The organism is Methanosarcina acetivorans C2A (assembly GCF_000007345.1).
Taxonomy (GTDB): domain Archaea; phylum Halobacteriota; class Methanosarcinia; order Methanosarcinales; family Methanosarcinaceae; genus Methanosarcina; species Methanosarcina acetivorans.
The window spans coordinates 881,156-896,996 of record NC_003552.1; the positions used below are offsets into that span (position 1 = coordinate 881,156).

Consider the following 15,841-nt stretch of genomic DNA (forward strand, 5'->3'; position numbering starts at 1 on the left):
CTCATTCGATATTTCTTGACCGATCTGGGCAGAAAACATGAAGCTTGGAGGATATCAAAAACGTTTAGAAATATTAATATATAATTTATTTAAATTTTCATATGATATTAAAATTATCAGCAGACAATTCTCTATTTTTTTCCTGAAAGTTCCATAAAGTATACTCTGTTTGACACGATAAAAAGTTTAAGAAGCCTCAAATCTCATAATAAGTACTCGCAGACAATTTATTTCGATTTTTAAAAATTATTTTCTGGTCGGAGAAGAGCGGAATGAGAGAAAAATTGAGAAAATCCGGTATTGATATCATTGGAGATGTACCCTGGGGGACACACTTCTGCCAATTCTACCAGACAAAAGAAGATTTGACGGACATACTTATCCCATATTTCAAATCAGGGCTGGAAAATAACGAATTTTGCTTCTGGGTCACATCGCAACCACTGGTAGTAGAGGAGGCAAAAGAAGCCCTGAGGACGGCCATTCCTGATATTGATGTCTATCTGGCTAAAGGGCAGATCGAAATTGTTCCCTACACTCAGGGATATGTAAATGGGGAGGTTTTCGATTCCAAGCAGGTCATAAACGCATGGGCAAAAAAGTTCGATCAGGCTCTTTCAAGAGGTTATGACGGGCTCAGGGTGGCAGGTGCTACTCCCTGGCTGAAAAAAGAAGAATGGAAAGATTTTGCAGCTTATGAGAAAAGAGGGGATGCCAATACCGGGAAACAACATATGATATCTCTGTGTCCTTATTCCTTCGATGTGTGCAGTGCAGCCGATATTATTGACGTAGCCTTCAATCATCAATTTGCTTTGATCAAAAGGGAAGGAAAATGGGAACGGATGGATAATTCCGGGCAGGAAAATCTTTCCGGGCAAAAGCAGGCAGAAGAAGCTATACCTCCGGAAGAACCGTGCTCTGTGCTGAGGTCGAAGAACATTCCTTCGCCTGCTCAACAGACAACATCTAACCTTGAGCTTGCTGATATCATTGATATCGGGGCGGTCCAGTCCCTGATGAACGATTTCTATGAGTTTTCACACGTTACGATAGGCCTGGTCGATCTCAAAGGCAATGTCCTTGTATGGGTTGGCTGGCAGGACATCTGCACCAGGTTCCATAGAGTTCACCCCGAAGCCTGCAAGCACTGCATAGAAAGTGACACAAAGCTATCCGCAGGTGTTGCCCCTAGTGAGTTCAAGCTATACAGGTGCAAGAATAATATGTGGGACGTAGCGACTCCCATCGTGGTTGGAGGGCAGCATGTAGGCAATATCTTCTCCGGACAGTTCTTTTTTGAAGACGAGCCTCTGGACTATGAGCTTTTCCGGGCTCAGGCCAGAAAATACGGTTTCAATGAGGAAGAATACATAGCAGCGCTTGAAAAAGTTCCGCGCTTGAGCAGGGAGTATGTGGATACGGTCATGTCCTTCTTCATGAAATTTGCCCACATGATCTCACAGCTAAGCTACACCAATGTCAGGCTTGCCCAGTCGCTGGCGGAACGCAATGCTCTGGTGGATGCTTTGAGGGAAAGCGAGATGCGGTATCGAATGCTGTTCGACCACAGCGTGGATGCCTTTATCCTGAGTGACCCCAGGGATAGAGGGAGAATTCTGTCAGCTAATCAAGCCGCCTGCCGGATGCTGGGATGGACGGAAGAAGAACTGATCGGCAGGGGGCGCGATGTGATGTTTGACCTGGAAGACCCGGCGGTATCCGATGTATTGGACGAACTTATACTCACCGGATCAACAAAAGCCCAGCTCACTTACAGGCGCAAGGACGGAACTACGTTTCCTGGAGAAATAAGCAGTGCTCTTTTCATGGATGGTAATGGAGAGCCCCGGATAGTCATTATCATCAGGGACATTACAGAGCGCAAAAAAGCGGAGGAGGCCCTCCGACTATCAAATCTTTACAATCGTAGCCTTATTGAAGCCAGTCTGGACCCTTTAATAACCATCGGGCGTAGCGGCAAGATTACGGATGTGAATGTGGCTACGGAAAAGGTTACCGGATATTCCAGAAGCGAGTTGATAGGGAGTGATTTTTCAGACTATTTTACTGAGCCTGAAAAAGCCCGTGCAGGCTATCAGCAGGTGTTTATAGATGGTGAGGCTCGGGATTATTCTCTTGAGATTCGACACAAGGATGGACATGTAACCCCTGTCCTGTACAATTCTTCGGTTTATAGAGACGGGAACGGGGAGATTATTGGGGTCTTTGCCGCCGCGCGTGACATCACTGAACGCAAGAAAGCAGAACTAGCTCTAAAAAAAGTACATGATAATTTGGAAAAACTGGTTGAAGAGCGTACGGAAGAGCTTGAGAAGGCTTGCCGTTCATTGAAAGAAAGTGAGGAAGGTCTTGCTAAAGCCCAAAAAATAGCTCATATTGGAAATTGGGAATGGGATATTGTAAATGATAAAGCAAACTGGTCTGATGAGCTTTATCGTATTTATGGAATCACCCCTCGAAAATTAGCTTTATCTTACAATGACTCTTTAAGTTATGTACATCCAGATGATCGAGACTATGTAGCTAATGCCGTTGAAGAAGCTTTTAATGGAATTCCATATGACATTGATTACAGAATGACCTCAGTTAATGGAGAAGAGCTTGTAGTCCATGCACAAGCTGAAGTTATTTTTGATAATGAAAACACTCCTGTTCGAATGATAGGAATAGTTCAGGACATTACCGAGCGTAAAAAATCAGAAGAGAAGATTAAGACTCTGGCAAATGCTCTGGAATCATCGAACGATGCTATCGTAACGGAGTCTCTTGAAGGAATTATCATTAGCTGGAACAGGGGAGCACAGCAGATTTATGGTTATTCGGCTGAAGAAATTCTGGGGAAAGATGTTTCTATACTTGAACCGGCTAATTTAAAAGGGGAAACGAAACAGTTAATCGAGAGGATTAAAAAGGGAGAACGAGTCAAACACTACGAAACCATACGTATAAAAAAGGAAGGCACTCTTATAAATTCTTCAGTAACCCTTTCTCCGATTTTTGATGCATCCGGAGAGCTTGTGGCTATCTCAGCTATTGCCAGAGACATCACTGAGCGTAAGCAGGCTGAGGAGGCGTTACGTGAAAGCGAAGCGCGCCTGCGTCGGTTTTACGAATCGGATATGTTCGGCATTCTTTTCTATAGCCTGGATGGTTCGGTTACTGACGCCAATGATAAGTTTCTGGAGATTGTCGGTTACACGCGTGAGGACCTGCAAGCCGGAAGAATCAAGTGGGACAGGATGACCCCACCGGAATACCGTCTCCTGGACGAGCTATGCATTAAGGAACTGAAAACCACTGGCTTCTCGAACGCGCCCTTCGAGAAGGAATACATCCGCAAAGATGGCTCGCATGTACCTATCATTCTCGGAATAGCTACCTTCGATCATGCGCGTTGTGAAGGTATTGCTTTTGTTCTCGATATTACTGAGAAGAAAAAAACAGAAAAAGCTCTGGCTGAGATCGATAAAACCCGGATTAAAGAAATCCATCACAGAATTAAGAACAACTTACAGGTAATCTCTTCCCTATTGGATCTCCAGGCTGAAAAGTTCCGGGATAAAGAAGTACTCGAAGCCTTCAGGGAAAGCCAGAGCCGGGTTCTCTCAATGTCCTTAATCCATGAGGAACTCTATAAAGGAGAAGGAACCGATACTCTGGACTTTCCGACATATCTCCAAAAATTAGCTGAAAACCTTTTCCAGACTTACAGCTTTAGAAGTAAAAATATCCGACTGTATATGGATCTGGAAGAAAATGCCTTCTTCAATATGGATATTGCTGTCCCGTTAGGAATTATTGTTAACGAACTCGTTTCCAACTCCCTCAAACATGCATTCACTGAAAATAAGGAAGGGGAAATTCGAATCAAGCTTTGCAGGGAAGAAAAGAATAATGAGATGCAGGAGTCCATTTTCAGCCTGACAATTTCAGATGACGGAAAAGGAATTCCTGAAAACATAGAATTGGAAAATATCGAGTCTCTGGGCCTGCAGTTAGTAAACATCCTTGTTGACCAGCTGGAAGGGAATATTGAGCTTAAACGTGATCAAGGGATGGAATCCAGAATTGAATTCAAGGTGATGGAAAGATAAATTCTATGAAAAAATCCCGTGAAAAGGTCCTGTGAAAAAATCCCGTGAAAAGATCCCGTGAAAAAAATCCCATGAAAAGGTCCTGTGAATACCTTACGAAAATCCCCGAGGGAAAAAATCCTGTGAATTGATAAACAGAGAGTGTTTCTGCAGCAATCTGTGGGAGCGATTTTTTTCTCCTGAAGCATGCCATTTTCATTAATCTGTCTGCTCCTTTTCTCAACGTTTATATAAAATGCATGGATGTATGGAAAAAAATAAATGTCAGGAATTCGGCTAATACAGTCATTATTCCTGATAATTCAGATTTCAACATTCGGCCATAGAAGGGATGCAGAACTCACATGACCCGGATAAACTTTTCAAACTCTCTTCTGCTTTGGGTCTGGCTGATTTTTGATTCTTGATTTATGGCCAACTTACTGATCGATTTGCTGATTACTTACTGATCAGCTGTTGATCGGAATAGATCAATTTGCTGATTACTTACTGATCAGCTGTTGATCGGAATAGATCGATTTACTGATCGATTTCTTTAGTTTGGCAGTTAGTTGCCGGTCAATTTACCGGTTTATTTATTCGTATCACCTGAAAAGGATGTACTTATTCGATGACTATGGAAATTAACAATACGGACCCGTCTGAAAATATGCCTCTGCCTGATGATGTTGATTTATCGGGCTCCAGGGCTTTTGATGACTCAAAACTTGCAAAATTAAACGGTATCATAAGCCAGGGACTCGATCCCTATCCCTACAGATTCGAAAAGAACGGGGATATCTGCGAGATCCTGGTAAAGTTCGAGGACTTTGAAAAGAACGAAGGCTTATCTGTCCGGACTGCAGGCAGGCTCTACAATATCAGAAAGCACGGAAAAATGATATTTGCCGATCTAGGGGACCAGACCGGCAGGATTCAGGTTCTTATCAGGAAAGGGAACCTCCCTGACGAGGAATTCGCGACTTTCAAGAACCTTATGGATTCCGGAGATATCATAGGCATTCAGGGCGAGCTTTTCAGGACAAAAAGAGGGGAAAATTCAATCAGCGTATCCGAGTTTTCTCTGCTCTCCAAATCCCTCTGCGCCCTCCCCGAGAAGTTCCACGGCTTAAAAGATGTTGAAACAAGGTACAGGAAGAGATACCTTGACCTCATAGTCAATGCCGAAAAGAGGGAGATTTTCGTAATGAGGAGCAAGCTCATCTCGGAAATCAGAAGGTTCCTTGCTGACAGGGAATTTCTGGAGTTTGAAACCCCAATCCTCCAGACCGTGTACGGAGGAGCAAATGCAAGGCCCTTCAAGACTTTCCACAACTGCCTCGGGCAGAACCTCTTCCTCAGGATCGCTCCGGAACTTTACCTCAAGAGGCTTGTCGTCGGCGGCTACGAGAAGGTCTTTGAGATTTCCAAAAACTTCAGAAACGAAGACATCGACACCACCCACAACCCCGAGTTCACAATGATCGAGGTCTACGAGGCTTACCGGGATTATAACGATATGATGGATTTAACCGAAGCCCTGATCTCGGAACTCGTGTTCAGGCTGACAGGCGGCTACGAAGTCAAAATGGGCGAAAACACAATCAACCTCCGCTCCCCCTGGAAGAGGATTTCCATGGAAGGCGCCTTAAAAGAGTATGCGGGTCTTGACGTCTTTTCCCATTCGCTTGAAGAACTGAAGCAAATCGCAATCCAGAACAGGATCGAGGACTACGAAAAGGCAAAGAGTCATGGGGAGTTCCTTGCCCTGCTTTTTGAAGGTCTTGTAGAAGACAAGCTCGTAAACCCGACTTTCATCTACGACTTCCCGGTTGAAAACTCCCCTCTCGCTAAAAACCACAGAGAAAAAGAAGGTTTTGTTGAGCGTTTCGAACTCTTCCTCAACGGCTGGGAACTGGCAAACGGCTATTCAGAATTAAACGACCCCCTCGAACAGGAAAAGAGGTTCGAAGAACAGGACAAGAAAAGAAAGCTCGGAGACCTTGAAGCCCAGACCGTTGATTATGACTTCATAAACGCCCTCGGATACGGCCTGCCCCCGACCGGTGGTATGGGGCTCGGAATCGACCGCCTTACAATGATTCTTGCGGGCCTTGAGTCCATCAAGGAAGTAATCCTTTTCCCGCAGATGAAAAGGGAGGACTGAATCCGAAGGGAGACTGAGCTAAAGGAAGACTGAGACGGAAGGAAAACTGAGCTAAAGGAAGACTGAGACGGAAGGAAAACTGAGCTAAAGGAAGACTGAGACAGAAGGAAAACTGAGCTAAAGGAAGACTGAGACGGAAGGAAAACTGAGCTAAAGGAAGATTGAACCCTAAAGAATTCTGAAACCCATATAAGTTTAGTAGGCCTTGTCGGAAATTTAATTTTCCCTGCTTTTTTCCAGATTTTATTTTTATTTTTTTGTTTTTTCCATATTTTTATTTTTATTTTTTCAATTTTGAGCGTTATTTGAAGAGTTTCATGTTTGTTTTTGAAAAAAGGGAATCTATAAGTAAGCAACAAGCAAATTAATGTGCGCTAATTTATATATCTACCTCCATAAATTGAATTGCTTCAGCGTTATATAGACTGCTGGGGGTAGAACTCTTTAGAAAGGGAATTAATCGTGGGGGACATCATGGGACAGACTTTTTCTCCGGGTACCGTTGCTGAGGTCATCTACCAGGGAGGCGATATCATCACTATGAACTGCGCAGCGCCGACGGCTGAAGCACTAGCCGTGAAGGATGGCAGAATACTCGCAGTAGGCAGCAAGGAGGAGGTGCTGAAGACACGGGGCAACACCACCAGAATCGTTGATCTCGGCGGCAAGGCGCTTTTGCCTGGCTTCCTTGATGCACACAGTCATTTCAATAATGCATTGCAGATTGTCGGCTGGGCCAATGTCTCACCCCCGCCCGTAGGGCCGGTCACGGACATCCCGGGCTTGATTGCCACTGTTAAGGCACACGCTGACAGGATGAAGCCCGAGAAAGGTGAATGGATCATTGCCTATGGCTACGATGCGAACGAGCTACATGAAAAACGTGATGTCACTATCAACGACCTTGATCCGGTGTTCCCGGATAACCCTGTCATGCTGATTCACGTATCAAACCATGGGGCGGTGCTGAATTCCGCCGGTCTCGCTAAGGCGGATGTGACGGAGAAGACAGAGACGCCCGCTGGCGGCATTATTGCACGTCTTCCCGGTAGTAATAGACCCGCCGGCCTCCTGATGGAAACTGCATTTCTTCCTATTTTTGCCGATATGCCTCAGCCCGCAGAGGAGGAAAAATTCGCGAGCTTTAAGCAGGCGCAGTTGGAGTACGCCCGCAACGGTTACACCACGATTCAGGAAGGTGCGACGAACTATGCTGATTTCGTCACGATCAGAAAAGCAGCGGAGAAAAACCTCCTTTTCCTCGACCTCGTCGTGCTCCCCATGGTCACCGACCTGAGGCAGTTCAGCGGAGAGAACCTTGACCCTGCGTATCGCCATCGTCTTAAGCTAGGGGGTGTGAAGCTGTTTGGTGATGGTTCTCCCCAGGGTAAGACGGCCTACTGGTCAAAACCCCTTCTCACACGTGGGCCTGGAGGGGAACTTGCCTGGTGTGGGGAGCCAACTTTTCCTTACGAGACTTTTGCCAAAATGGTGGCAGCTGTCTATGCAACCGGTGCGCGCATTTACTGCCACTGTAATGGCGATGGGGCCATTGACAACCTTATAAAAGCATTTGATGAAATCGGCGTGAAAGCGGATCAGGACCGTCGTGATGTGGTGGTTCATTCTCAATTCGTTCGGGATGACCAGCTCGATCGCTATGTGGAAATAGGGCTTACTCCTTCGTTTTTTACTAACCATGTCTTCTTCTGGGGTGACATCCATGTGCAGAACACCGGTGAAGAGCGAGCTTCCTTCATCAGCCCGATGGCGGCGTCAAAGGCCAGAGGCATTCGTTTCAGCAACCACACGGATTTCTCTGTCACACCGCTCGATCCGTTCATGACCATCTGGACAGCTATTACCCGTCAGACCAGGAGTGGTCGGGTGCTGGGTCCTGACCAGTGCGTGGACGTTTTGACCGCACTCAGGGCTCTCACGCTCGATGCGGCCTGGCAATACAGGGAGGAGAAAACCAAAGGTTCGCTTGAAGCTTGCAAGCTGGCTGACCTCGTAATCATTGACAAGAATCCCTTGAAGGTGAAACCTGATGATGTGCGCAACCTCAAAGTGGTGGAAACAATCAAGGAAGGTCGAAGTGTTTACCGCCGTGAAGAGCAGTAGATGAAGAGCAGTAGACTGCCAAAGAAGGCGGGTCAGGCAATCGGAAGAAGAGAACTTTATGGTGTTCATGAAGATATAAGATCTACAAGAACACGCTTGAAAAAGCCTTGAAACTCCAGTCTGATTCAAACAAATGAATTTGTTCGGACGCAATGGGCGGACTGGATATTGCAGGATCGGTTCTGGTTTCGGATATGTGAATTGGGTGTGTTGTAATGTTTAATGTTCTTAACATACCGGTTTTATAGGGTGTGAACATTCTCTGTAATGGGGATAGTTCGGATTTCCTTCCTGATATTTTTTAATTCATTTCATTGCTCATTTCATTGCTCATTTCATTGCTCATTTCATTGCTCATTTCATTGAACTATCTTTCACACAAGCATTTATAACAAGCATTTATATCATCATTAACTACACAGCAACTAAATCATTCTAACTAAAATTTACTACTCAATACGTTTATCTAATAAATTCTAACCAAAAACCTATTTCAGGAAAAATGACTTTCAATAACGACTTCAACTCTTTTCACCCGAAAATTCAGGAAGCTCTCAGGACCCTGGGCTTTACCCGTCCCACAGAGCCGCAGGAAAGGGCATTTCCTCACATCCTGGATGGAAAACACACCCTTCTGATTGCTCCAACGGGCTCGGGAAAGACCGAGTCGGCTGTCCTGCCGGTCTTTAATGCTATCCTCAAGAAAAAGCCGGAGAAGCGGAGTGGGATTTCTGCCCTTTACATCACACCCCTGCGGGCGCTCAACAGGGATATGCTCTCCAGAATTGAGGTTATGGGGAAGCTGCTGGATATAAAGGTGCAGGTCAGGCATGGAGATACCCCGCAAAGCGAAAGGCAGCGCCAGTCCCGAAATCCTCCGGATTTGCTGATTACAACCCCCGAGACCCTGCAGGCGATGTTTTCCGGCTCACGTTTGCGGAAGAACATGGAAACTGTTACCCATGTGGTCGTGGACGAAATCCATGAGCTTGCGAGCTCAAAGCGGGGAGCCCAGCTGGCTATCGGGCTTGAGCGACTTGTGGAAATCTCAGGGGAGTTCCAGAGGATAGGGCTTTCGGCAACAGTCGGGAATCCCTGGGAGATTGCAAAGTTTCTGGCAGGGGCAAACCGGGATTTTACGGTTATTGAAGTGGCACTTCTGAAGCTGCTGGAGTTCGATGTGATCAGCCCGCAGGTCTCGGGAGAAGCCGAAGATCGGGAAGTTATGGAAATTGCAAGGACCGTGGGTTGCGAACCTGAATTTGCCTCCCATCTGTCTCTTATCCGGAAAATAGTTGAAGAAAGCCAGTCAACTCTTATTTTTGTGAATACCCGGCAGAGCGCGGAAGCCCTTGCTGCAGGTTTTCGGAAACTGGGGGCATCCATCGGGGTGCATCATGGTTCCCTTTCTTTTGAAGCCAGGGTTGAAGCCGAAGAGGCGTTCAAAGCAGGAGCCCTCAGGGGCCTTATCTGTACCTCGTCAATGGAACTCGGGATCGATATCGGAAACGTTGACCGGGTGGTCCAGTACGGATCTCCACGCCAGGTCTCAAGGCTGCTCCAGAGGGTCGGGAGGGCAGGGCACAGGCTGCATGAGGTTTCGCGGGGTACGGTCCTCTCCATGGAGGCTGATGACACTGCCGAGAGCATGGCAATTACGAAAGCTGCACTCGAAGGCAGGGTTGAGGACATTTCTCCGCACGTAAACTCCCTGGACGTAGTGGCTAACCAGATTGCAGGCATGGTTATGGACTTCGGGGAAGTCGGGATCGAAAAGATTTTCAGGATTCTCAGGCGGGCGTACCCTTTCAGAGATCTTCGGCCCGAAGAGCTACAGCGGGTTGTTGACCAGATCGGGGACTACAGGCTGGTCTGGCACGAAAAAGGCTCACAGATTGTGAAAAAACGCAGGAAAAGCTGGCAATATTATTACGATAACCTTTCCATGATCCCGGACGAAAAGAAGTACGAGATCTATGACATCGTTGGCGGCAGGTCAATCGGCGTGCTGGACGAAGCCTTTGTGGTGAACTTTGCCGAACCCGGAGCCGTTTTTATCACAAAGGGGGATATGTGGCGGGTCATTGAGATGCCGGACCGCGAACGGGAGCCTTCCCGGGATCGGATCAAGGTCGAACCGGTCGAGGGTATGGGAGAAGTCCCGAGCTGGACCGGAGAAGAGATCCCCGTGCCCTTTGAGGTAGCCCAGGATGTGGGAAAGCTCAGGGCTGAGATTGCTGCCCTCCTCCGGGATGGGTTGGAGGACGAAGCCGTTGCCGAAAAACTGCGGTTGAAATATCCTGTTTCCAGGTCAGCCGTACTCGAACTTATCCGCCTGATCCGGGACCAGGTTGAAGGAGATTTCCCGCTCCCGGACGCCGAGACGATCGTAATCGAAGACGAAGGAGACGCTGTGACCCTGAACGCCTGTTTCGGGCACAACACCAACGGGACGCTGGCAAGGGTTCTGACCTCTCTTCTTTCGGCCCGCTTCGGGAGCAGTGTCGCTCAAGAGGTGGACCCGTACAGGATCAGGCTTACTCTCCCCCGCAGGGTAGGCCCTATCCAGATCCGGGACATGCTTCTCTCGCTCCGCCCGGAACACGTTGAGCCCATCATCGAAATGACCCTGAAGAACACGACCCTGATGAAATGGAAAATGGTCCACGTAGCCCGCAAGTTCGGAGCCCTCTCCCGGGACGTCGACTACGACAGGATCAGCATGAAAAAGCTCCTTGAAATCTACGAGGGCTCTTCCATGTACGACGAGGTGGTCCGCGAGATCTTCCACGATATGCTCGACGTCCCCAGGGCAAAAGAAGTCCTGACAAAACTTACAGCCGGCGAAATTGCAGTTGAGGTCTCGGGCCCGACCCCGATCGGTTCAGCCGGCTTTGCCATGAAAAAAGACCTCGTAGCCCCGGAAAAAGCCGACCGTTCGATCGTCCTTGCCTTAAAGGAACGCATTATGAACGACAATATCATCCTCTTCTGTACGACCTGCAAGAAATGGACCTCTCGCCGCCAGGTCAAAAACGTCCCCGAGGAAATCATCTGCCCGGTCTGCGACTCAAGAATGGTTGCAGCCCTCAAGCCCTGGGAAGACGAGGAAATCAAACTGGTCAGGAAGCAGGGAAAAGGCGTCCCGGTCTCAGCCGAGGAGAAGAAACGCATCCAGAGAGTCTACCGTAATGCCAGCATCGTGAACTCTCAGGGAAAAAAGGCTGTTATTGCGCTTGCGAGCAGGGGGGTCGGGCCTGAGACGGCGTCGAGGGTGATTGAGAAGATGAGGGTGGATGAAGAGGCGTTTTACAGGGATATTTTGAGGGCGGAGAGGCAGTATGTGAAGACGAAGAAGTTCTGGGAATGAGGGGGAAATAGTGGTAAAGTATCTTAAAACCACTATTAATCTTCAGTCGTTTCTTCGTCCCTTTCTAGCGAATCTTTTATTGATCTTTTGGCTCGTTCTGAGAGCCATTTGTAGAAATTCCAAGTGGTTGATCCAATTGGATACATTTCTATAAATTCTTGAGCTCTATTACGAACCTTTTGGTCTTCATAACTTGGTTCACCGACGAATCCTGACCTTCCTTCACTCTCAACTGATTCTAATAAGTCAGATCTTACTTCTTTGTAGCAATCATCGCTAATCTCTTGTGCATTTGTAAGTAAATTTGACACAAAATCAGAGTGTGAAAACACGAAATCTGAGGGTGCTTCTTTGACAAGAGTTCCAACTACCCTTATTTTTTCTTCATCTCCAATATCTATCCATTCGCTCAGAACTTCCAAGCTATCTAATGAAAAATCTTCAGAAATGTAATAATATAGCCTTGCAAGCCAAGATGAATCTTCATCCATTGGATCTAAAGATTGATCTCTGACCTTCCGAAGTATTTCTTTGTAATGAGGACTAAGTGATATGCCATTTAATCCTTTGTCAAAGAAATTTTTGTAAGGTAAAGGTTGAAATCGATCGACTGAACTATATTTTACTTTTTTATCTAAATCTATCCTTTCCAAAAGGAAATCGACCAATTCCTCAGGTATCCTGGTACTGCAATATGTTAGAAAAGTCTCCAAATAACATAAGTTCTCATCAAATATTTTAATTTGGGATACTTTTTTTAGGATTAGTTTTAGTTGCTCTGTATTTAAGTCAACAGGTGAAATCCTGTGTTCATCAAATATACTACAGTATGCATCAGCTAATTTCTCATTATCTCCAATTTCAATACTTAAAGCAATTTCGAGAGCTTTATTCTTCTGGGTATCGGGAAAATGTCCAAGAGATTCAATAGCCAATCTTCTTGTATCTATATCTAACGAGCTTAGTAATTTCTTTATTATTTTGATTTCTTCATTTTTTAGTCTAAGTGCCCATCCTCTATTTGCATACCCCTCTGCTACAGAACGACAGAGGATCAGATCATCACTATTAATAGCAATCTCTGTTAGTCTTATAGCTGTATTCTCATCTTTTCCTCTTATTCCTGACAATAAAAACTCCAAATAATTAGCTAAAGGCTTTGATGTATCGGATACAATATGATTGCAAACCTCACAAGCGATTTTATGATCTGTAGTGGAAAGAGCCACCAAAAAGTTAGCTGGGCAAATTGTAATCTCACTTATTTGGAACTTGGTAATGGTTTCATTTAGAGAATTGAAAACTTGTTTACCTTCATTATTACATCTATCTAAGAATTCTCTTGCTATTTCTTGGAATATCTGTTCCTTATTCTTCTCTAAGTCTTCATAATCCCTGTCATAATGATACCAAATCGCTCTCATTAATTTTGTATCAAAGTCTTCAGGCAGAGACTTTATAATTGAACTGGCTTTATCTGCAACCTCAGACTGGTTAGTTTGTCTAGCATGCCAAGTAAGTGAGGATTTGATCTGAATTTTAACAATAGGATCTATCGTGATTTTTGAAAAATCTTCTATAATTTTAAGTATTTCCATTTGCTCTGGAAGCCATCTTATAATTTCTTCAGTAGAAACTTTCCTACCAAAGTAACCAGTAGGCGGATTCAATGTTTCAGAATGAATTTTCAATGCTTTTAATACAACTTTAGTTGATTCGGATTTTAGTTGATTTTCAATTAACCATATGGCTTTTCTTCTGATTTCTTTTGTATTTTCATAAGGGATTGACCAAGGTATGAACTTTATCTCGTATCCTACAAGTTTATTTGACAGTATCTCTTTTTCTAGTATTGGATCAAGTATATCTAAAAGTGAGCAAGTATATTTCGGGTCTTTACAATTTTTTATCTTTTTTTCAACAAAACTAAGAATTTGGGAATTATATCCCAAAGGTTTGTACATCTCATATTTGGCTAAATCTACGAGTACTTTTAGTGCACCATTTAAATCATTACTTTGATGTTTTATTTCCATTTCTTTTTCAGCTAAACCCCAAAGAATTTCACAAGATTGGAGGAGGTATTCAAAATTATAACTAACATTTTTTAGTAATGGGGGAATTTTTCCTAATACATCTTCGTGAGTGAATTCATACAATTGTGTACAGTCACTCTCGGATTTATTAAGTGGGTTACTAATTGCATATTTAATTAGGCTCACTGTTCTCTGAGGTTGAAAATAAGCCACTTTATCTAAATTTCCCAATAAGATTGCTCTATCAAGGTTTGATGAATTTTTGAATTGTTCGTCTATATTTTCCCATGTTTCTACTAAAAGGTCAGTTTCTCTATTTTGTCTGGTTACTCTCCAGTCCAATTCTGACAAATTTTCTAAAATATTCTTGAGATATACATCTCCAAAAGCTTCAAATACTTCTTGAGAATACCCAGTTGAACAACCGTCTGATGTAATACATGAATTGTGTAATATATGATCTGATAAAACATCAGGGGTTATCCTGAGTTTAGACCCCACTGGATGGAGTACTTTACTCCTTTTAAGAGTATCAATTGCTCCTTTAAGCTTTGATTTTTTTACTTGTAAATATTTAGCCACTCTTTCAATGAATTCATTTTCTTCTCGAATTGGAGATAATATCGAAATGATAGAAAGCAAGTCTCTACAAAAAGTTGCGTCAAGATCCTCACTAATGACACCCGATATTATATCTTCCTTGAATCTTCTGAAAACTGTCTCTTGAAACTCTTGGTCTTGTTCCAAAAGAGCTGGCTGTACGTTATCTTCTGCAATAAGTTGTGCTCCGAGGACTAAAACTATAGTGGAATCTTTGGCTACTTTAATTAAAGGTTCTAAATATTGATGATGTTTTGATCCAAGTATACTTTTTCCAAGCTCCTCTTTTTCTTTTCTTTCAAGCTCTCCAACTTCAGAAATTTCTTCAATTTCGCGAGTATCAAATCCGCATCTATTGCAGCTGTTTTTAATGTAATTTCGTCCGTGAGGTCTGAAAGCCAGAATTATTTTTATTGGGGACTTTATTATAACATCGGCTTGTTGAGCCGTTTCTAATAATGTAATAATATCTTCTCTTCTATGGGCATCGTCTACCACTATAATACATTTTTTTTCAGGCAATTCACGAATTGAATCCCCTGTTAATGGATTTTCGCTAACATATCTTAGTTCCCACTCATTGTGTTTTGATTCAAAACTTTTCCCAAATTCAAAAAGTATCCTACTTTTTCCAATTCCTCCCCTTCCAGGTAAAAGGGCTATCTTTTTGTCAGATTCTAAGAAGCTATCTAATTGCGATAAAATATTACTTCGGCCTACAAAGTGGTATTTATGGTTCAGCAGGTTTGTACTTTCGAGGGAACGAGAGAAGAACTCGTTTAAAGTTAAAAAAGACTTTAAATAAATTCGGCTTTCTTCTATATGTTTTTTTAGCTCTTGATTTGTATCTCTTGCATAGTCTAATATTAATTTACCTCTTAAGTCTGGATTTTTTTGAATATTATCATCTAATATATCTATAAAATTAGTTATAATTTCTTTAGCTTCTTCTCTCGAAAAATATCCTTCTTCAAAATAAATAATAAATTCTTCTATAAGTTTTTCACTAAATAATTTCTTTTCTGAAGAATTAATATAATTTTCTGGATGTTCGATATAATTTTTCATTAAGTTTTCCGCAGGAGATTCATATAAAAAACTATCAATATGAACCTTTGTCAACTTTGGGTGTTTTGGTGTCATTTCATTAATTGAATCATCAAAAACATCTGTGTAAGTATCACGGTATTTTTTAATTATTCTTTTGGCACTATCATATAAAGTGTTGGCCAAAATTCCATCGACAATTCCACCAAAGCTCATTTGATCTTCCCGTTCATTTTTTGACTCTGAACTCATTAATCTCTAAAAAATATTTAGATAAAATAAAGCTTCTATATCCTTTAATTATATTTTCCTATTTTGCTTTCGACTATTTATCTGGATTATTCTCTAAGCAAATACATTAAACATTTATTGAGTTCTACTTCTCGGAAAAACTCAAGTA

The 15,841-nt window shown here is 43.6% G+C and carries 5 protein-coding genes; 4 read left to right on the plus strand and 1 reads right to left on the minus strand.

All coding sequences use genetic code 11. The features are described 5' to 3' along the window. The first annotated feature begins 272 nt into the window (after positions 1-272). The 4 genes from MA_RS03965 to MA_RS03985 all read left to right on the plus strand — a co-directional run bounded on the left by MA_RS03965 (position 273) and on the right by MA_RS03985 (position 11,758). Positions 273-4,118 carry a PAS domain S-box protein gene (locus MA_RS03965; protein WP_011020804.1) on the plus strand — a complete coding sequence of 1,282 codons (3,846 nt, stop codon included), beginning with the start codon at positions 273-275 and terminating at the stop codon, positions 4,116-4,118. 610 nt (positions 4,119-4,728) lie between these two features. Continuing rightward, positions 4,729-6,264: a lysine--tRNA ligase gene (gene lysS, locus MA_RS03975; protein WP_011020805.1), complete on the plus strand. Its 1,536-nt coding sequence runs from the start codon at positions 4,729-4,731 to the stop codon at positions 6,262-6,264. Positions 6,265-6,738: 474 nt separating this feature from the next. Next, on the plus strand, positions 6,739-8,388 hold the full coding sequence (locus MA_RS03980; protein WP_048066137.1) for an amidohydrolase: 1,650 nt from the start codon (positions 6,739-6,741) through the stop codon (positions 8,386-8,388). 502 nt (positions 8,389-8,890) lie between these two features. Further along, on the plus strand, positions 8,891-11,758 hold the full coding sequence (locus MA_RS03985; protein ID WP_011020807.1) for a DEAD/DEAH box helicase: 2,868 nt from the start codon (positions 8,891-8,893) through the stop codon (positions 11,756-11,758). 35 nt (positions 11,759-11,793) lie between these two features. Here the strand turns inward: MA_RS03985 and MA_RS03990 are convergent, their stop codons facing one another. Next, positions 11,794-15,657, minus strand: a complete 3,864-nt coding sequence (locus MA_RS03990; protein WP_048064958.1) for an ATP-binding protein — start codon at positions 15,655-15,657, stop codon at positions 11,794-11,796. Between the last annotated feature and the right edge of the window lie 184 nt (positions 15,658-15,841).